This is a genomic window from Pseudomonas sp. NBRC 111143 (assembly GCF_001320965.1).
Lineage (GTDB): Bacteria > Pseudomonadota > Gammaproteobacteria > Pseudomonadales > Pseudomonadaceae > Aquipseudomonas > Aquipseudomonas machongensis.
In genome coordinates, this window is record NZ_BCBT01000002.1 from 103,539 (window position 1) to 122,380 (window position 18,842).

Sequence of the window (18,842 nt, forward strand, 5' to 3'; positions counted from 1 at the left end):
CTCTGCGTCCACCGGGACAAATCGAACAACACACCGGTGGCCTCGTGAGTATTCATCGGTCCTCGATTTGCCTCCTTGCATCTGCCCCAACAACAAGCGTGCCCGACACGCGACAAAAGACAGGTGGAACGCAGTCATGGCCTTTCTGCAACTGGACAATCTTTGCAAACGCTACGGCGCGATCGACGCCGTGGTCGCCACCAACCTCGCCATCGAACAAGGCGAGTTCGTTTCCTTGCTCGGGCCTTCAGGCTGCGGCAAGACCACCACCCTGCAGATGATCGCCGGCTTCGTCGACGTCAGCAGCGGCCGCATCCTGCTCGACGGGCGCGACATCACCCACGCCAAGCCCAGCAACCGTGGCCTGGGCGTGGTGTTCCAGAGCTACGCCCTGTTTCCGCACATGACCGTGGCCGACAACGTCGCCTTCGGCCTGCGCATGCGCAAGCAGCCCGAAACCGAGATTCGCCGCAAGGTGACCGAGGTGCTGACACTGGTGCGCCTGGACCGGCACGCCGAACGCTACCCACGCGAGCTGTCCGGTGGCCAGCGCCAGCGTGTGGCCCTGGCCCGGGCGCTGGTGATCGAGCCACCGGTGCTGCTGCTCGACGAGCCGCTGTCGAACCTTGATGCCAACCTGCGCGAAGAGATGCAGTTCGAGATCCGCAGGATCCAGAGCGAAGTCGGCATCACCACGCTGATGGTCACCCACGACCAGGCCGAAGCCCTGTCGATCAGCGACCGCGTGGTGGTGATGCAGGCCGGACGCGTCACCCAGGTCGACGAGCCATATCGCCTCTACGAACACCCGCGCACCCGCTTCATCTCCGACTTCGTCGGCAAGGCCAACCTGTTGCCCGGCGAGCTGGACGGCGCAGGCCTGCCGCAGGTGCACCACTGCCGCGACGCCAGCCTGACCCTGAGCCTGCGCCCGGAAAAGATCGACCTGCTCGACAACGGCGCCGGTCGTCTGCAGGGCCGCATCCTGACCCGCTACTTCCTTGGCAGCCAATGGCTGTACCGCATCGGCACACCGCTGGGGGAACTGACCGTGGTGCGGCGCAATGATGGCAGCGCACCGTTGGGTGAAGGTGTCGATGTCGGCCTGGACTGGCAGCCCGAGCTGCTGCGGGTGCTCGCCGCCGACGAGGTGAGCGCATGAACAGCGCCGTGCCTGCCCCCGCCACCTGCGCCAGGCAACACCGTGACCTGCGCGGCTATTGGCTGTCGGCACCAGCGCTGGCACTGTTCGCCGCACTGCTGATCGTGCCGCTGCTGCTGACCCTGGTGCTGTCGTTCAATGTGTTCGACTACGAAGTCGGCATCCGTGCCGACCACTGGACCTTCGAGCACTACCTGGCGCTGCTCGGCGACAGCTATTTCCTCGAAATCTTCTGGCGCACCTTCTGCATCAGCGCCCTGGTGACCCTGCTGTGCGTGGTGATCGGTGTACCCGAGGCCTACATCCTCAGCCGCATGGGCAGCCCGTGGCGCTCGATCTTCCTGGTGGTGATCCTCACTCCGCTGCTGATTTCGGTGGTGGTGCGCGCCTTCGGCTGGAGCCTGTTGCTGGGCGCCGACGGGCTGGTCAACCACGCCATCCAGGCCCTGGGTGGCGCGCCGATGAAGCTGTTGTACACCCCGTTCGCGGTGATCGTCGCGCTGGTCCACGTAATGCTGCCGTTCATGATCATCCCGGTCTGGACCAGCCTGCAGAAGCTCGACCCGGCCGCCGAACAGGCCGCGCTGTCACTTGGCGCCAGCCAGGCCAAGGTCATGCGTCTGGTGGTGCTGCCGCAGGTGATGCCAGGGGTGCTGTCCGGCACGCTGATCGTCTTCGGCCTGGCCGCCAGCTCCTTCGCCATCCCCGGCCTGCTCGGCGGACGTCGACTGAAGATGGTCGCCACGCTGGTCTACGACCAGTACCTGGCCGACCTGAACTGGCCCATGGGCGCGGCCATCGCCATCGCCCTGCTGCTGGTCAACCTGCTGATCATGCTGTCGTGGAACCGCATGATCGAACGCCGCTACAAGAAATCCCTGGGGTAACTCATGTCCAAGAACGGTCCTCTGGCCCTGACCTTCCACAGCCTGGTGGTGGTCTTCATGCTCGCACCGCTGGTGGTGGTGTGCCTGGTGGCATTCACTCCGGAAAACACCTTGAGCCTGCCCACGGCGGGGTTCTCGCTGCGCTGGTTCGAAGCGGTGTTCGAGCGCGCCGACTTCCTCGAAGCCTTCAACAACAGCCTGCAACTGGCGTTTCTTGCCGCCAGCCTGGCGACGCTGATCGCGGTGCCGGCAGGGCTTGCAATCACGCGCCTGCAGTTCCCGGGGCGCGACTTTCTGAACGTGCTGTTCCTGTCGCCGATCATCATTCCGCACCTGGTGCTGGGGGTGGCGCTGCTGCGCCTGTTCGCCCTGCTCGGAGTCAACGGCAGCTTCACCTGGCTGGTGCTGGCGCACACGGTGGTGATCACCCCGTACGTGCTGCGCCTGGTGATCGCCGCCGCCATCGGCGTCGACCGCAGCGCCGAGCAGGCCGCCGAATCGCTGGGTGCAAGCCGCTTCACGCTGTTTCGCAAGATCACCCTGCCGATGATCCTGCCCGGTATCGCCGGCGGCTGGCTGCTGGCGTTCATCAACAGCTTCGATGAGGTGACCCTGTCGATCTTCGTCACCTCCCCGGCCACCCAGACCCTGCCGGTGAAGATGTACGTCTACGCCACCGAGTCCATCGATCCGATGATGGCTGCAGTGTCGGCCCTGGTGATCGCCCTGACGGCGGTGACCATGATTCTGCTCGACCGGGTCTATGGCCTGGATCGGGTCCTGGTAGGGAAGCACTGACATGGCCTTGTTCAAACGCCTCGCCGAGCGCCAGCGCCCGGTGCTGGAATTCACCCTCGACGGCGAGCCGGCCAGTGGCTTGCTCGGCGACACCCTGCTGACCGCCGTACTGACCAGTGGAACGCACCTGCGCGGCAGCGACTTCAGCGCCGAGCCCCGCGCCGGGTTCTGCCTGATGGGCGCCTGCCAGGACTGCTGGGTACGGCTGGGCGATGGCCGCCGCGTACGCGCCTGCGCCACCGCGCTGGAAGCCGGGCAGCAGGTGCTGCGCGAACCGGGGCGCCGGCCATGAACGCCGTGGTGATCGTCGGTGCCGGCCCCGCCGGGATCCGCGCCGCGCAGACGCTGGTGGAGCACGGTGTGCGTCCAGCCCTGATCGACGAAGCCAGCCAGGGCGGCGGGCAGATCTATCGCCGCCAACCGGCCAACTTCACGCGATCGGCGCGCCAGCTCTACGGTTTCGAGGCTCGCAAGGCCAGCGCGCTGCACCAGACCCTCGACCAGCTCGCCGGGCACATCGACTATCGACCCGGCACCCTGGTGTGGAACGCCGAACACGGCGCCCTGGACACCCTGCGCGACGGCCATGCCGCGCACCTGCCCTACCAGCGCCTGATCATCGCCACCGGCGCCACCGACCGGGTGCTACCGGTGCCGGGCTGGACGCTGCCCGGGGTCTACACCCTGGGAGCTGCGCAGATCGCGCTCAAGCATCAGGGCTGCGCCATTGGCGAGCGCGTGCTGTTTTGCGGCAGCGGGCCATTGCTTTACCTGGTGGCCTACCAGTACGCCAAGGCCGGCGCCAAGGTCCTCGGCGTGCTCGACAGCGCGCCCTTCAGCGCCCAGTGCCGCGCCCTGCCTGAACTGCTGGAGCAACCGGCAACCCTGGGCAAGGGCCTGTACTACCGCGCCTGGCTCAGCGCCCATGGCGTGCCGGTGCACCACGGCGCGACGCTGGAACGCATCGAAGGCGGGCAACAGGTGCAACGAGCGATATGGCGCAAGGGCGACCAGCTTCATGACACCGAATGCGATGCGCTGGCCTTCGCCCATGCGCTGCGCAGCGAAACGCAGCTGGCTGACCTGCTCGGCTGTGCATTCGACTGGAATACGCTCAACCGCGCCTGGTTGCCGCGCCGCGACGAGGCCGGGCGCAGCAGCCAGCATGATGTCTACCTTGCCGGTGACGGCGCCGGGATCATGGGCGCCGACGCCGCCGAAATGGCCGGAGAACGCGCCGCCCTGGCGCTGCTGCAGGACCTCGGCCACACCGTCGATCCCCAGCGGTGCCGCACCCTGGAAAAACGCCTGACACGCATTGGCCGTTTCCGGGAAGGGCTGGAAGCCGCCTTCCCCTTCCCCGAGCGCTGGGCCGAACAGGCAGCGGATGATCTGGTGGTGTGCCGCTGCGAAGAGATCAGCGTCGGCGAGCTGCGCGCCGTGGTCGGCGAAGGCCATTGGGAGATCAACCGGGTCAAGGCTCACTGTCGGGTCGGCATGGGCCGCTGCCAGGGCCGCATGTGCGGCGCGGCAGCTGCGGAAATCATCGCCAGTTGCAGCGGCAAGGCCCTGCACGAGGTCGGCCGCCTGCGCGCCCAGGCGCCGATCAAACCCCTGCCCTTCGGCGTGGAGCGTGACGCATGAGCCCGTGGATCGACTCGGAGGTGATCGTCATGGGGGCCGGTATCGTCGGCGCCTCGGCGGCGCTTGCCCTGGCCCGGCGTGGCCGTTCGCTGACCTTGCTGGAACGTGGCTTCTGCGGCGCCCAGTCCAGCGGTGTCAACTACGGCGGCGTGCGCCGCCAGGGGCGCAGCCTGGCACAATTGCCATTGTCGCAGCGGGCGCACCAGATCTGGGGCGAACTGCCTGCGCTGATCGGCATCGATGGCGAGTACCTGCGCTCCGGACACCTGAAACTGGCGCGCAGCGAGGCCGACTTCGTCGCGCTGCAAGCCTATGAAGCGGCCAGCCGCGACCACGGCCTGGACCTGCAACTGCTCGACCGCAGCACCTTGCGCGCCCGCTACCCCTGGGTCGGCGAGATCGCCGTCGGCGCCTCGTACTGCGCTGATGATGGCCACGCCAACCCGCGCCTGGTCTCCCCCGCATTCGCCCGCGCCGCCCGCCAGAAAGGCGCACGGGTCATCGAGCAGGCCGGCGACAGCCGTGTCGAGCACGATGGCCAGCGCTTCATCCTGCACACCCAGAGCGGCCTGCGCCTGCGCGCACCATGGCTGCTCAATTGTGCCGGTGCCTGGGCCGCCGACCTGGCTGCGCAGTTCGGCGAGCCGGTGCCGATGGAGTCTGGCCACCCGGCGATGCTGGTTACCGAACCCTTGCCCTGGGTGATGAATGCCAGCACCGGTGTCGAGGGCGGCGGCATCTATGCCCGCCAGGTCGCCCGCGGCAATTGCGTGCTCGGCGGCGGGCGTGGCTTCGCCCTCGACGCATACCGCGCCCGCCCAGGGCAATCAGCGGTGCTGGCGATACTGCGCAACGCCGTCGAACTCTACCCGTTTCTGGCCGGCGCCCAGGCGATCCGCACCTGGAGCGGAACCGAAGGCTACCTGCCCGACCACGAGCCGGTGATCGGCGCCAGCACCACCCAACCCGGCCTGCTGCATGGCTTCGGCTTTGCCGGTGCGGGCTTCCAGATCGGCCCGGCAGTCGGCGAGGCACTGGCCGAACTGGTCTGCGACGGCGCCAGCCGCCAGCCGATCGAGGCATTTTCCATCCGTCGTTTCCAGGTCCGTCACGACCTGGCCTGTAACCACTAAGAGGAAGGTCGCTTTCATGAAGCACGTCAAACGTATTCTCGGCACCGGCTTGTCCTGCCTGTCACTGGCTATGCTCGCCGCCAGCCCCACGCTGCAGGCCGCCACCCCGACCCTGTACCTGGGCATGAACGGTGGCACCATGGAGCGTACCTACGCCGACAAGGTGCTACCGGCCTTCGAACAGGCGAACAACGTCAAGGTGGTGATCGTGCCCGGCACTTCGGCCGACCATTTGGCCAAGGTCCAGGCCAACAGCAAGAAGCCACAGATGCATGTGGTGATGCTCGACGACGGCATCATGTACCGGGCCATCTCGATGGGGCTGTGCAGCAAGCTGCAGCCCAGCGAGGCCTTGTCGCAGATTCCGCAGAAGGCACGTATCAAGGAAGAAGCCGTAGCTGTCAGCCTCGGGGTCACGGGGCTGGCCTACAACACTCGGCTGTTCGAGAAGAACGGCTGGGCAGCACCTACCTCGTGGGGCGACCTGCAAGACCCGCGCTTCAAGGACAAACTGGTGTTCCAGTCGCTGGCCTCCTCGACCTTCGGCCTGCATGGCTTCCTGATGTACAACCGTTTGCAGGGCGGAGACGAAAGCAACGTCGAACCGGGCTTCAAGGCCTGGCCCAAGCAGGTCGGGCCAAACGTGCTGGAGTACATCGCCAGTTCGGCGAAGATCTCCGAGATGGTGCAGACCGACGAAGCCGCGCTATTCCCGCTGACGCCCACCCAGGTCACCACCCTGCAGGCCAAGGGCATCCCGGTGGCCTACGCCCAGCCCAAGGAAGGAGCGGTGGTGCTGAATTTCGCCGAATGCGTGGTGGCCAACAACGACCAGCCGGAGCTGGCGCAGAAGCTCGCCGCCTACCTGCTGACGCCTGCGGCCCAGGCCCCGGCGCTGGAGGAAGGCGACCAGATTCCGTCCAACCCCACGACCCCGACCACCGAGCGCACGCGCGGCCAGGTCGAAGCGATGCAGCAGTACCAGCAGAGCGCCGTGGTGGTGAACTGGGACGAAGTCAACCAGCAGCGGCCGCAGTGGAACGCGCGCTGGAGTCGCTCGATCGAACGCTGACCAGGGCGCGGATACAGGCGGAGCGGAGCCGACCTGACCTAACGCCGGTAGGCTTGCCCGGTAGCGGACCTGGGCCTACTCTGCGGGCAAAGCCGCCTCAGCCGAGTCAAAGAGCCCCATGAACGACCCGTTGCAAACGCTTTGCTGGGATGACCTGCGCATCGTCAAGGCCATTGCCGATCACGGTAACCTGGTGGCCGCCGCCACTGCCCTGCAGGTCAACCACTCCACTGTCTCCAGACGCCTGACAGCGCTGGAAACCTGTCTGGGCGTATGCCTGTTCGACCGCCGTCGCAGCGGCTATGTCGCAACGGACGCCGGCAGCGAACTGGTGGCCCTGGCTGGCCGTCTGGAGCTGGAGATTCTCAGCGTCGCCCGCCGCGTCTCTGGTCACGCCCAAGGACTTAAAGGCGAGCTGCGCATGACCACCAGCGATGCACTGCTGCTGGACTTCCTCACCCCCATCGTCGCCCGCTTCCAGACCGCCAACCCACAGATCCGCATCGAGGTGAGCGTCGGCAACTCTGCGCTGAACCTGGCCAGGGGCGAGTCCGACATCGCCTTTCGCGCCACCCTCGCACCACCGGAAAACCTGTTCGGGCGCAAGGTCGCAACCATTGCCTGGGCGGTCTATGGCCGCAAACCTGTGCAGCCACTGCCGATGCCGCAGGCTCGTGAACTGGTGGGGATGCCCTGGGTCTCCTACGGCAAGGGATTGTCGGGCCTGCGGGCGTTCGACTTCGTCGAGCAGACCGTGGCCGCCGAGCAGGTGATCTACCGCAGCGACTCGGTCGCAGGCGTCGCCGCGGCCATCGCGGCAGGAATCGGTGTCGGTCTTCTTCCCTGCATGCATGGCGACCTGCAGCCAGGTCTGGTGCGCCTGAGCCCGGTGCAGCCGGAGGTCTACGATGAGCTGTGGATCCTCACCCATCCCGATATCCGCAAGTCCGGCAGGGTGCACGCGTTCATGCAGCATTGCGCCGAGGCCATCATCGCCCGGCGCGATTTCATCGAAGGCTGCGGGCGACTCGACTGAAGCCCCGTGCACCCTTGCGCGAGCGCCCGTGCATGCATGCACACTGCTCGCGCAGATGGCGCTCTAGACTCGCTGGCGTCGAGGGGGCGCCCTGCCCTCCCGATCTTTCGACGTACTCATGCAGCCTGCTGCCAGAAGGATCCCGCCATGACTATCAACGCTACCGCCAAGCCCGCCCGCTCATTGCTCAGCCCCGGTGACCACGCCCTGGTGCTGATCGATCACCAGTCACAGATGGCCTTCAACACCAAGTCGATCGACATCACCAACCTGCGCGCCAATACCGGCATCCTCGCCGAAACCGCCAAGGGCTTTGGCGTACCGACGATCATCTCGACGATTTCCCGCGACTCGTTCGCCGGCCCGCTGTTCGAGGAGGTCAGCAAGGCCTTTCCGGAGGCTGCAATCATCGACCGCACTACGTCCAACGCCTGGGAAGACGAGCAGTTCGTCGCCCGGATCAACGCCGTGGGCAAGCCACGCCTGGTGATTTGCGGGCTATGGACGTCGGTATGCTGCAACGGTCCGGTACTGTCGGCGCTCGAGCAGGGCTTCGAGGTCTACGTGGTCACCGACGCCTGCGGCGACTGCACCGCCGAAGCCCACGAGCGCGCCGTGCAGCGCATGATCCAGGCCGGCGCCCGGCCGATCACCGCCCTGACCTACTTGCTGGAGCTGCAGCGTGACTGGGCGCGCACTGAAACCTACGATCTCACCACGGGCGTTGCACGCCAATACGGCGGCGCCTTCGGGGTCGGCATCCAGTACGTGAAGACCATGTTCGCCGCCCACCAGGGGTGAGCTGATGAAGCCCTATCTGCTATCGCTTGGCATCGGCGTGGTGGTGGGCCTGATCTATTCGCTGACCGGCGTGCGCTCCCCTGCACCGCCGGTCATCGCGTTGGTCGGGCTTTTGGGAATGTTGGTCGGCGAGCAGGCGCTGCCGCTGGGCAAGCGCTTGCTGCGCATTGATCACACGGCCGAGCAGACCACAACGACCGAGCAACGGCGCCCCGCAGAACTGCGCGACCTGCCGCCCGACTGACGAGGCGTCAGCGGCCCTGACGGGCTCTGGCGTAGCCGAGGAAGGCGTCCAGGTCAGCGCTGCTGAGCATGCGCGCCACCTGCTTGACCTCTTCCATCGGCCAGTCCCACCAAGCCGCCTCCAGCAAGGCTTCGCGCACCGGCTCGTCGAAACGCCAGCGGATGAACTTGCACGGGTTGCCACCAACCACCGCAAATGGCGGTACATCGCGGGTGACCATCGCCCCGGCGGCAACGATGGCGCCATGACCGATGGTGACTCCGGAAAGGATCACCGCGTTGGTGCAGATCCAGCAGTCGCTGCCGATCACCACGTCGCCCTTGCTGGGGGCGTAATCCTTGATGTCTTCCAGGCCGTCGATCATTGCCGGAAAGGGATAGGTGGTCAGCCAGTCGGTTCGATGCTCGCCTCCCAACAGAACCTGAACACCTGCGGCGATGGAGGTGTAATTACCGATGCGCAGGACGGCATCATCACCAAAATCGGTGACCTCGGGGATACCATAACTGCCCACACCGACCGTGCTACGCGGATAGCGCAGGCGGATCTTCTCCGCCGCACGCTCAAGCTTGTCCATCGCCCGCAGACGCTTGCGTTCACGGCGCTAGGCCAGGTTCCTGAAGAATTTCACGGCAGGCGCTCCTCGATCGGCATCAACGGTGGAACATCAGGCGCTTGATGCGCTTGAGGGTGGTCTTGTTGTAGTGGCGCAGGGGAATGCTGCGCAGCAGATCCCAGGCATAGGCCTTGTCGGCAACCACGGCGTACTTGAGCGCCTTGTGCAACAGCACCGAGCGCCCACGGGCATAACCCGGATACTGCTGGTAGGGGGCGATGGCCTTGAGATCAGCCTCCAGCAACACCTTGAACTTGCGCGACAGGTTGTTGGGGTGGCGGCGGTAGCGGGTGACGCACACCGGCAGTTCATGGATCTCGTAGCCCTGGGCAGCAATGCGCAAGGTCATCTGGAAATCCTGGACCTTGATGCCCGGATCGTAGAAATCAGCCGCGCGCATCGCCTCCATCCGGTACAGCGAGCCTGGCGCGCCGACGACGACGGCGTCACGCAGGATCTCGGCAAAATCGAAGGTCTTGATTTCGGTGCGTTGCTGCACCTTGGTGTCGCGGCCTTCGGTGTCCATGTAGACGATCAACGCACCGACACAACCGACCTTCGGGTGAGCGTCCAGATAGGCGGCGCGAACACTCAGGGAGTTCGGCAGCATGATGTCGTCGAGATCGGGGGTCGAGACGTAGACCCCACGGGCATGCTGCAGACCGGTATTGAGCGCGCCGCTGACCCCTTGGTTGGCCTGGGTCAGCAGGGTGAAATCGTAGGTCGACTGCAACGCGCGCAGCATCTCCACGCTTCGGTCGCTGGAGCCGTCGTCGACGATGATGACTTCGAAGTTCGGGTAGTCCTGGGCAAAGATGCTCGCCAGGGCCGCCTCCAGGTACTTCTCGGCGTTGTAGCAGGGGGCGACGACCGAGATCAACGGTGCCTCAGTGGTGGAAGTACATCCTTGCGTCATCGTACTGGCAAGCCTCTGTGCGCGATCCGTGAGCGGGTCGCAGGGTTCAGCCCTGGACCGTAAAGGCGCACAGTATACGCAAGCCCGATGCGTTCTCGTAGCAGCCAGCTTCAGCCTTGGGCGGCAGGCTCGGCCAGGCGGTACGCGGCGAGCGCGGCCAGGTAGCTGCCATCGGGGGCACGCCGGCGGAAGTGCTTGTCGAGCCCGGCGAAAATCGCCTCGGCGACCTTGCGCTGATGCCGTGGATCCTGCAGCCGCTGGCAATCCCTGGCATTGGACATGAAGCCAGTTTCCACCAGGATCGAAGGCACGCTGGGTGACTTGAGCACCGCGAAACCGGCCTGCTCCACCCGGGCCTGGTGCAGGCCGGCCACGCCTTCCAGCTGGCCCAGCACCGAATGCCCCAGGTCCAGGCTGGTGGAGATGGTCGCGTTCATCGACATGTCCAGCAGCACGCCTGCCACCACAGGATCCTTGGGTGGCTTTTTCAACACGCTGGTTACTCCGACGAAATCGGCGTCGTTCTCGCGTTGTGCCATCCAGCGCGCCACGGTCGAGGTGGCACCATGCTCGGACAGGGCGAACACCGAGGCACCGGATGCGGTGCGCCTCGGCGCTGCGTCGGCATGCACGGAAATGAACAGGTCGGCATTCAGCCGTTGGGCCATTTCGGCACGTTTGCGAAGCGGGATGAACACGTCCTGATTGCGCACCAGGCGCGCCTTGAAGCCTTTCTCCGCGTCGATGCGTCGCGCCAGCAGGCGAGCGATGGCCAGGGCAACGAGTTTTTCCTGCTCACCCCCAGTGCCCACGGCACCTGGATCCTTGCCGCCGTGACCGGCGTCAATCACGATCAACAGGTCACGCCCCTGTGGCGGCGCCTTGGTCCCGACCGCCTTGCCCGTCGGCGCCGCAGCCACGACCGGCAAGCCGCCCAGACGCAGGGCCAACTGGCGACCGCGGGCGAGGGTCTGCAGTTCGCCGGAAATCCCAGGGGAGCGCAGGTCCAGCACGATGCGCAGGCCGCCGTCGGCAGTCGCTGCACTGCGAATCGCCTTGACCGGCGTGCCCTCCAGCGCCAGCCCATCAAGCGAAGTCGCCAGCCCCGCGCCTTGCAGGTCAAGAACCAGCCGCGGCGGCGCTTCGAGGGTGAAAGTGCGGGCGGGTATCGGGCCACTGAGGTCCAGCAGCAGGGTCGTGCCCTCTGCCGCCTGGCGCAAAACTGCACCGCGAACCTGCTCGGCGGTATTGGCCAGCACCAGGCGGCTGACAGGCAAGGTGCAGCCGGCAAACAGCAGCTGCAGGAAGGTGCGTCTGTCCATGGCGGAGGGCACTCGTGTCGACAAAAAGCTGATCAAATTTAAGGTTATAACATAACATTTTAAAGTAATTTGCAAGGCTTGCTTGTTGTCACGTTCCCCGATCTGCACACGCTGTTGAATCCGGCATGAACCACGGAGACGGAAACGAAAAAGCCCGCCATAAGGCGGGCTTCTCATACAGCGATTTCAATACATGCAAACCGCTGTGAATATGGTGGGTCGTGTAGGATTCGAACCTACGACCAATTGGTTAAAAGCCAACTGCTCTACCAACTGAGCTAACGACCCGTTGGATGGCGCGTATACTACTGATTTCTCAGAGAAAATCAACACCCCATCGCATTATTTTCAAAAATAACGTGTTGGATCGGCGACCCCGGCAGCCTTGAAGCCTTCAGCACGCAGGCGGCAGCTGTCGCACTTGCCGCAGGCGCGGCCATCATCATCTGCCTGATAGCAGGAAACCGTCAGACTGTAGTCCACCCCACGGGCGATACCGGCCTCGACGATTTGCGCCTTGCTCAGGTTCTGCAGTGGCGCCTGGATGCGGAACCCCTGCCCTTCCACACCCGCCTTGGTAGCCAGGTTGGCCATGCGCTCGAAGGCCTCGACGAACTCCGGGCGGCAGTCGGGGTAACCCGAATAATCAACAGCGTTGACGCCAATGAAGATGTCACGAGCTTGCAGCACTTCCGCCCAGCCCAGCGCCAACGACAGGAATACGGTGTTGCGCGCCGGTACATAAGTGACCGGAATACCTTCGGTAGGTGCTTCAGGCACATCGATGCTGCTGTCAGTGAGGGCCGAACCGCCAATACCATCGAGGTTCAAGCCAATGACCTTGTGCTCAACCACGCCCAGATCGCGAGCCACCCGCGCAGCTGCGTTGAGCTCGGCGCGGTGGCGCTGGCCGTAATCGAAGCTCATGGTGTAGCAACTGTAACCCTCGGCCTTGGCCATGGCGACCACAGTGGCCGAGTCCAGTCCGCCAGACAGCAGGATTACCGCACGTTTTTCAGTCATGTCATCACTCTCTTGATCAGCGGCCCGGTTCGTCGTTCCACAGCAACTTGTGCAGTTGCAGTTGGAAACGCACGGGCAGGTTGTCGGCGACGATCCAGTCGGCCAGGTCGCTGGCGCTCACCTGATGGTGGCTGGGCGAGAACAGGACTTCACCTGCCCGTCCTTCGAGGTTGTACTGGATCAGCTTGGACACTGCCCAGTCGTAGTCCTCGCGGGAGCAGATGACGAACTTGACCTGATCATTGCTCGTCAGGTGTTCGATGTTCTCGTAGCGGTTACGGTGGACCTCTTCCGAACCTGGGGTCTTGAGGTCGACCACGCGACTGACGCGCTTATCCACCGGCGAGATGTCGAGCGCGCCGCTGGTCTCCAGCGAAACCTCATAGCCCGCATCGCACAGGCGCTCAAGCAACGGCAATGCGTTGGGCTGGGCCAACGGTTCGCCCCCAGTGACGCAGACATAGCGCGGACGAAAACCCGCGACCTGCTCGAGAATGTCGTCGAGGGTACGCAGTGTGCCGCCACTGAATGCGTAGGCACTGTCGCAGTACTGGCAGCGCAGCGGGCAGCCGGTCAAACGCACGAACACGGTGGGCAAGCCAGCCGTTCGCGTTTCACCCTGCAACGAGTAAAAGACTTCGGTGATACGTAATGTGTCTTGCATGGTCGCCACGGGCGTGACAGCTATACAGGCTGACCGCCTCCGTCAGGCACTGCTGCAGACTCGACATAGCGTTATCCGCAACAGCGTGTTTACGAAAAAAGGGCAGAGATTCTAACGAAAAAACCCGCGCTAGGCGCGGGTTTCTTTCAAGCGGTGCAGTTCAGAGCTTCTGCAGGTCACGCTGGGCCAGTTGCGCGGCGGAGGTGCCAGGGTACTGGGTGATGACTTGCTGCAGGATGCCCTTGACCTTGTCGGTATGGCCCATGCGACGTTCGACATCGGCCAACTTGTACAGCGAGTCAGGCACCTTGCTGTGCTTGGGGTACAACTGGCTGACCTTGGCGAAGGCCTGGCCGGCGCCTTGTAGGTCGCCTTTGGCGAGGTTGACCTCACCCAGCCAGTACTGCGCGTTGCCGGCGTACTGGCTGTTGGGATACTTGCGCAGGAAGGCGCTGAAGGCCTGACTGGCCTTGTCGAAGTCCTTCTGCTTGATCAGATCGAAAGCAGCATCGTAGAACAGCTTTTCTTTCGCCGGATCGGCCGGCTCACTATTGGCAGCCGGTTGCTGCGCAGCGCTTGCGCCGGCAGCGGCACCTGCGGCGTCGGATGCGCCACCGGTGGAGGAATTATCGGGTGTAGCGACTGGTGCGGCACCACTGTTGATGCGGCGGTCCAGATCCTGGTATCGCTCCAGGTTTTCCTGCTTCATGCGCGACACATCGTTCTGCAGCTCTTCGATGATGCCTTGCTGACGGGAAATCTGGTCCTGCATCTGTTGCAGCTGCAGGAACAGCTGACCCTGTGCAGAAGCAGGGGCCGAAGCCCCTGCCCCGGCATAGGCGCCGCTCGTGCCATAACCCGAAGGCGGATAACTGCCTCCGTTGTCATCAACTACAGGAACCGCAGCCCACGCAGAAAGCGGCAGGCTGAGGGCGAGGACGGTTACAACACGACGGCACATACGCATAAGAACTTACTTACGCAGTTCTACGCGACGGTTCTGAGCCCAGGACTGCTCGTCGTTGCCGGTAGCAACTGGACGCTCTTCGCCGTAGGAAACCAGTTCCAGCTGAGCAGGGGAAACGCCCTGCAGAACCAGGTAGCGCTGAACGGCCTTGGCACGACGCTCGCCCAGAGCCATGTTGTACTCGCGGGTACCGCGCTCGTCGGTGTTACCTTCCAGAACAACGCGGTTGCCGTTGGCTTTCAGGTCCTTGGCGTGAACGTCCAGGGCGCGCATGGCTTCTGGCTTCAGATCCGAGCTGTCGTATTCGAAGTAGAAGGTGGTGATTGCGCGCAGGGCGGCTTCTTCGCTCAGGGAACCGTCGACAGCGCCGGTGTTTGCACCGTAGCCAGCGTTCGGGTCAACAGCGCCTTCGCCAGCGTTGTCACCGCCCTTGGAGGAGCAACCTACAGCTACGGCCATGGCCAGAGCCAGCGCAGCGAATTTACCAAACTTCAGCATTTCCATCGTGAAACTCCTAATGAAACCCCAGTGTGTTAAGCAAAATTGTTACGCCGCAATCAGTTCAGGTAGGGGGACCAGGACGGTTCTCTGACTTCGCCTTGAGCGGTAGGAAGTGGGAGCCTCACACGGCCGTTAAGCGACACGAGCATCAAGACTCCCCGGCCCTGCTGGCGGGTGGCGTAGATTAGCATGGTGCCGTTAGGCGCAACAGTGGGAGACTCATCAAGACTCGTTTCAGAAAGAATCTTTACACTTCCCCGTTGCAAGTCCTGGGCAGCCACCTTGAAGTTGGTGAAACCTTCCTGGCGATGAATCATTACCAGGGTCTTTTCATCCGCCGACAGTTTCGGGTTGGCGTTGTAGTTGCCAACGAAGGTGACACGCTCGGCACCACCGCCACCCACCGACGTCTTGTAGATCTGTGGCTTGCCACCACGGTCGGAGGTGAAGTACAGGGTGTTGCCATCCTTGCCCCAGAACGGCTCGGTATTGATACCAGGGCCTGCAGTGACACGGCTGATCTGACGCGACCCCATGTTCATCACATAGATGTCCGGGTTGCCGTCCTTGGACAGCACGAACGCCAGGCGATTGCCATCGGGCGACCAGGCCGGTGCACCGTTGAGGCCTTCGAAGTTGGTGATCTGCTCGCGGCGACCGGTATCGATGTGCTGGACGAAGATACGTGGACGCTTCTGCTCGAACGAAACATAGGCGATACGCTTGCCATCAGGTGCAAAACGCGGCGACAGGATGGGCTCGCGCGACTGCAGCAGCGTCACTGCACGGGCACCGTCGTAGTCGGAACGCTGCAGGGTATAGCGGGTGTTGTTGGTCGAGAAACGCTCGGCGGTCACGTACAGCATGCGGGTGGAGAACGCACCCTTGATACCGGTGAGCTTCTCGAATGACTGGTCGGCGATGTAGTGCGCCATGTCGCGCAGTTGATCGACGCCACCACCGACACTGCCGGTCAGCACCTGTTGCTCGGTCGCAACGTTGAACAGCGCGTAGCTGATCTGCAGGCGACCACCGGACGGCACGATGCTACCGACCATCACGTACTGGGCACCCAGCGCTTTCCAGTCGCGGAAGATGACTTCGCTGGCCTGGGTCGGCTGGCTGATCATGTTCTGCCGCGGGATGGGCGCGTAGTAGCCGGAGTTGCGCAGATCGTTGCCGATAATGTCGGCCATGTCTTCCGGCAGCACGCTGCCACCCTGCAGACCAAACGGCACTACCGCGATGGGCGTGGCCCGGTCGCTGCCGCTGGTGACCAGGATGTTCTTTTCCTCTGCCACGGCCATGCCTGCCACGCAGCAGAGCATGACCAGCAGTCCTCTCAGACGTTTAATCACAACGCTAGATCCTCAGGTGTAAATGTCATCTTGAACGAACGATACGGATTGAACTCGTTCGGCTTCAAGCCCTGCATTTCAGTCAACCGGCCAATGTTCTTCACCGCGGCCACGGCCGAGCTGTCGAACGGACCGTCGCCACTGGACTTGGCCACGCTCACATTGGTGATCGTGCCGTCCGGCAGCATGTTGATCTGCAGGACTACCGTCATGCCTTTGCGCGCGGATGGCGGACGCGCCCAACCTTCGGCCGCACGCATGCGGATGAGGTCGTCGAAATCACCCGCCACCTGGTCGCCTTGCTCGTCGGCCAGTGCCTGCTGACGCTCGGTGGTGTCGGACAGCAACTCGGCCAGAGCCTGAGCCTTCTTGTCTTCAGCCGCCTTGCGGGCTGCATCCTGTGCCTTTTTCTTCTGTGCATCCGCAGCGGCCTTCTTCTTGGCCTCTTCGGCTGCCTTCTTCTTCGCTTCCTCGGCCGCCGCTGCTTTCTTCTTGGCGTCCTCGGCTGCTTTTTTCTTGGCGTCTTCGGCGGCTTTCTTCTTCGCCTCTTCGGCCGCAGCTTTCTTGGCTTCTTCCTCGGCCTGTTTCTTGGCCTCGTCTTCTGCCTTCTTCTTGGCGATATCAGCCTGCTGCTTCTTCGCTTCCTCGGCCTTCTTCTGCTCGGCGGCCTTTTTCGCCTCGGCAGCCTTGGCAGCGTCCTCGGCTTTCTTGGCTTCGGCGGCCTCGCGAGCTTCCTCGGCCTTTTGAGCGGCGTCGGCTTTCTTTTGTTCCGCGGCCTTCACAGCTTCCTGCTCGACCTTCTTCTGCTCCATCTGCTCGACTTCAGTCTGGCGTGAAGCCGTTTTCTTGGCTTCCCCGGCAATCTTCTGATTGGTCTGGGTGGTCGCCTGGCTCTTTGACTTGAGCTGATAGAGCGTAGCCTGGACGATCGGCTTGGACGGCGGCAGTTCAGGCGTCATGGCGAAGCTGACGAACAGCAGGCCGAACACCAGCACATGCAGGCCAATGGCCCAGACGCTGGGCCAGAAGTAGCTTTCCGAGGCGGATGGCTCTCGCTGTTGCATCAGGGCGCCTCGGTAATCAGGCCAACGTTACCGACACCGGCTTTCTGCAACCCGCCCATGGCGCCCATGACCGCGCCATAGTCGACGGCCTTGTCACCCCGGATGAACACCTGGGTCTGTTTGCCCTGGTCGCGGCCGGCAGCGATGATCTTGGTCACCGCGTTGGTCATTTCCGGCAGGGTCATCGCCTTGTCCATCTGTTTGTCGGTATCGACTTCGCTACCGAGGTTCCAGTAGTAGGTTTTGTCGGCCTTGATCGAGATGGTGAGGATCTGGACGTTGTTGTCCTGCGGCAAGGCTTCGCTGGAAACCTTGGGCAGGTCGACCTTCACGCCCTGGTTGAGCATGGGTGCGGTCACCATGAAGATGACCAGCAGCACCAGCATCACGTCGATGTAGGGCACCACGTTCATCTCGGCGACCGGCTTGCGTTTGTGGCGAACTCGGGCCATGGATGTCTACCTGATCACTCTTCGCTGGTGTGTACTTTGCGGTGCAGGATCGCCTGGAACTCATCGGCGAACGTGTAGTAGCGACCGATCAGTGTTTCGCTGCGTGCAGCGAAGCGGTTGTAGGCGATGACTGCCGGGATCGCGGCGAACAGGCCGATCGCGGTGGCGATCAGTGCCTCGGCGATGCCGGGTGCCACGGTGGCAAGGGTGGCCTGCTGGGCGCTGGCCAGGCCGCGGAAGGAGTTCATGATGCCCCATACGGTACCGAACAGGCCGATGTACGGGCTGGTGGAACCGACGGTGGCCAGGAATGGCAGGCTCTGCTCGAGCTTCTCTTCCTCGCGGGAGATGGCTACACGCATGGCGCGCCCCACACCTTCCATGACCGCATCAGGATCGACGCCCGGCTGCTGGCGCAAGCGCGAAAATTCCTTGAAGCCGGCGCGGAAGACCTGCTCGACACCCGAGTCAGGATCAGGGTTGCTGCCGGCCTGACGATACAGTTTGGACAGGTCGATGCCCGACCAGAAACGCTCTTCGAAAGCGTCCAGTGCACGACGACCGGCGCGCAGCATGGTGCTGCGCTGGAAGATCATGATCCAAGAGGTCACCGAGGCTGCCACGAGAGTCAGCATTACCAGCTGAACCACCACACTGGCATTGGCGACCAGGCTCCACATGGAGGTATGGTCGACGACGTTTGCTTCCACGCTTATTCTCCTGCGTTCGATTGAGTACCCGTGCCGTCCGCCATGAAAGCGTCGCGCAGTTCAGGGGGAATGGCCCGGGGTTTGAAAGTGTCGGCGCGCACGGCGGCCACCAGGAACTGCCCTTCGCAAAGCAGTGTTTCATCCGCTTCTCGCCAGACCTGCTGCACGAAGCGCAGGCTGGCGCGATTCAATTCAAGTACTTGTGCGGTTACCCGCAACGCATCGTCCAACCGTGCCGGCGCGTGGTAGCGTGCCTCGCTGGAGTGGACGACGAACAATAGATTCTGTTCCGCCAGCTCGGACTGGGAGAACCCCAGGTGCCGCAACCTTTCGGTGCGTGCACGCTCCATGAATTTCAGGTAGTTGACGTAGTACACCACCCCGCCTGCGTCAGTATCCTCGTAATAGACGCGACAACGGTGAGCGAACGGGTCCTGCCGATTTTGCGCGCGCATACTCTAGTGCTTACTCC

General features: G+C 63.6%; 22 protein-coding genes and 1 tRNA gene. 10 read left to right on the forward strand and 13 right to left on the reverse strand.

Features of this window, described 5'->3' with window-relative positions:
* The first annotated feature begins 136 nt into the window (after window positions 1-136).
* The 10 genes from APH44_RS01770 to APH44_RS01815 all read left to right on the forward strand — a co-directional run bounded on the left by APH44_RS01770 (window position 137) and on the right by APH44_RS01815 (window position 8,777).
* Window positions 137-1,162: an ABC transporter ATP-binding protein gene (locus tag APH44_RS01770; RefSeq protein ID WP_054890978.1), complete on the forward strand. Its 1,026-nt coding sequence runs from the start codon at window positions 137-139 to the stop codon at window positions 1,160-1,162.
* Window positions 1,159-2,049: an ABC transporter permease gene (locus APH44_RS01775; protein ID WP_054890979.1), complete on the forward strand. Its 891-nt coding sequence runs from the start codon at window positions 1,159-1,161 to the stop codon at window positions 2,047-2,049. Before APH44_RS01770 ends, APH44_RS01775 begins: the two co-directional genes overlap by 4 nt.
* A 3-nt stretch (window positions 2,050-2,052) precedes the next feature.
* A complete protein-coding gene (locus APH44_RS01780; protein ID WP_054890980.1) occupies window positions 2,053-2,847 on the forward strand; it encodes an ABC transporter permease in 795 nt (264 codons plus the stop codon).
* Between the two features lies 1 nt (window position 2,848).
* The gene (locus APH44_RS01785) at window positions 2,849-3,139 is read left to right on the forward strand and encodes a (2Fe-2S)-binding protein (RefSeq protein ID WP_054890981.1); all 291 of its coding nucleotides are present in this window, start codon (window positions 2,849-2,851) and stop codon (window positions 3,137-3,139) included.
* The gene (locus APH44_RS01790; protein WP_054890982.1) at window positions 3,136-4,491 is read left to right on the forward strand and encodes an NAD(P)/FAD-dependent oxidoreductase; all 1,356 of its coding nucleotides are present in this window, start codon (window positions 3,136-3,138) and stop codon (window positions 4,489-4,491) included. Before APH44_RS01785 ends, APH44_RS01790 begins: the two co-directional genes overlap by 4 nt.
* Complete coding sequence (locus tag APH44_RS01795) at window positions 4,488-5,624, forward strand: FAD-binding oxidoreductase (RefSeq protein ID WP_054890983.1); 1,137 nt, start codon at window positions 4,488-4,490, stop codon at window positions 5,622-5,624. Before APH44_RS01790 ends, APH44_RS01795 begins: the two co-directional genes overlap by 4 nt.
* Window positions 5,625-5,640: 16 nt before the next feature.
* A complete protein-coding gene (locus APH44_RS01800; RefSeq protein ID WP_054890984.1) occupies window positions 5,641-6,696 on the forward strand; it encodes an ABC transporter substrate-binding protein in 1,056 nt (351 codons plus the stop codon).
* Between the two features lie 118 nt (window positions 6,697-6,814).
* On the forward strand, window positions 6,815-7,732 hold the full coding sequence (locus tag APH44_RS01805; RefSeq protein WP_054890985.1) for a LysR family transcriptional regulator: 918 nt from the start codon (window positions 6,815-6,817) through the stop codon (window positions 7,730-7,732).
* A gap of 147 nt (window positions 7,733-7,879) precedes the next feature.
* On the forward strand, window positions 7,880-8,533 hold the full coding sequence (locus APH44_RS01810; protein WP_054890986.1) for a hydrolase: 654 nt from the start codon (window positions 7,880-7,882) through the stop codon (window positions 8,531-8,533).
* Window positions 8,534-8,537: 4 nt separating this feature from the next.
* The gene (locus APH44_RS01815) at window positions 8,538-8,777 is read left to right on the forward strand and encodes a DUF1427 family protein (RefSeq protein ID WP_054890987.1); all 240 of its coding nucleotides are present in this window, start codon (window positions 8,538-8,540) and stop codon (window positions 8,775-8,777) included.
* 7 nt (window positions 8,778-8,784) lie between these two features.
* Here APH44_RS01815 and APH44_RS01820 read toward each other — a convergent pair whose 3' ends face one another.
* The 13 genes from APH44_RS01820 to ybgC form a co-directional block, all read right to left on the reverse strand.
* A complete protein-coding gene (locus APH44_RS01820; protein ID WP_054890988.1) occupies window positions 8,785-9,354 on the reverse strand; it encodes a CatB-related O-acetyltransferase in 570 nt (189 codons plus the stop codon).
* Between the two features lie 76 nt (window positions 9,355-9,430).
* Window positions 9,431-10,309 carry a glycosyltransferase family 2 protein gene (locus APH44_RS01825; RefSeq protein WP_054890989.1) on the reverse strand — a complete coding sequence of 293 codons (879 nt, stop codon included), beginning with the start codon at window positions 10,307-10,309 and terminating at the stop codon, window positions 9,431-9,433.
* 110 nt (window positions 10,310-10,419) lie between these two features.
* Window positions 10,420-11,631: an N-acetylmuramoyl-L-alanine amidase gene (locus tag APH44_RS01830; protein ID WP_054890990.1), complete on the reverse strand. Its 1,212-nt coding sequence runs from the start codon at window positions 11,629-11,631 to the stop codon at window positions 10,420-10,422.
* Between the two features lie 212 nt (window positions 11,632-11,843).
* Window positions 11,844-11,919, reverse strand: a tRNA-Lys gene (locus APH44_RS01835).
* Window positions 11,920-11,979: 60 nt separating this feature from the next.
* Complete coding sequence (gene queC, locus APH44_RS01840; RefSeq protein WP_054890991.1) at window positions 11,980-12,654, reverse strand: 7-cyano-7-deazaguanine synthase QueC; 675 nt, start codon at window positions 12,652-12,654, stop codon at window positions 11,980-11,982.
* Between the two features lie 16 nt (window positions 12,655-12,670).
* Complete coding sequence (queE, locus tag APH44_RS01845) at window positions 12,671-13,318, reverse strand: 7-carboxy-7-deazaguanine synthase QueE (protein ID WP_054891092.1); 648 nt, start codon at window positions 13,316-13,318, stop codon at window positions 12,671-12,673.
* Between the two features lie 160 nt (window positions 13,319-13,478).
* Complete coding sequence (ybgF, locus tag APH44_RS01850) at window positions 13,479-14,285, reverse strand: tol-pal system protein YbgF (protein ID WP_054890992.1); 807 nt, start codon at window positions 14,283-14,285, stop codon at window positions 13,479-13,481.
* Window positions 14,286-14,291: 6 nt separating this feature from the next.
* Window positions 14,292-14,789, reverse strand: a complete 498-nt coding sequence (gene pal, locus APH44_RS01855) for a peptidoglycan-associated lipoprotein Pal (protein ID WP_023381906.1) — start codon at window positions 14,787-14,789, stop codon at window positions 14,292-14,294.
* 53 nt (window positions 14,790-14,842) lie between these two features.
* Window positions 14,843-16,114 (reverse strand): Tol-Pal system beta propeller repeat protein TolB, encoded by a 1,272-nt coding sequence (tolB, locus tag APH44_RS01860; RefSeq protein ID WP_054890993.1) that lies wholly within the window; start codon window positions 16,112-16,114, stop codon window positions 14,843-14,845.
* 26 nt (window positions 16,115-16,140) lie between these two features.
* A complete protein-coding gene (gene tolA, locus APH44_RS01865; RefSeq protein WP_054890994.1) occupies window positions 16,141-17,208 on the reverse strand; it encodes a cell envelope integrity protein TolA in 1,068 nt (355 codons plus the stop codon).
* Window positions 17,208-17,660, reverse strand: coding sequence for a protein TolR (gene tolR / locus APH44_RS01870; RefSeq protein WP_054890995.1), 453 nt, complete (start codon window positions 17,658-17,660; stop codon window positions 17,208-17,210). The genes tolA and tolR overlap by 1 nt, the downstream gene beginning before the upstream one ends.
* Window positions 17,661-17,674: 14 nt before the next feature.
* Window positions 17,675-18,370: a protein TolQ gene (tolQ, locus tag APH44_RS01875; RefSeq protein ID WP_054890996.1), complete on the reverse strand. Its 696-nt coding sequence runs from the start codon at window positions 18,368-18,370 to the stop codon at window positions 17,675-17,677.
* A gap of 2 nt (window positions 18,371-18,372) precedes the next feature.
* The gene (gene ybgC / locus APH44_RS01880) at window positions 18,373-18,825 is read right to left on the reverse strand and encodes a tol-pal system-associated acyl-CoA thioesterase (RefSeq protein ID WP_054890997.1); all 453 of its coding nucleotides are present in this window, start codon (window positions 18,823-18,825) and stop codon (window positions 18,373-18,375) included.
* Window positions 18,826-18,842: the final 17 nt, after the last annotated feature.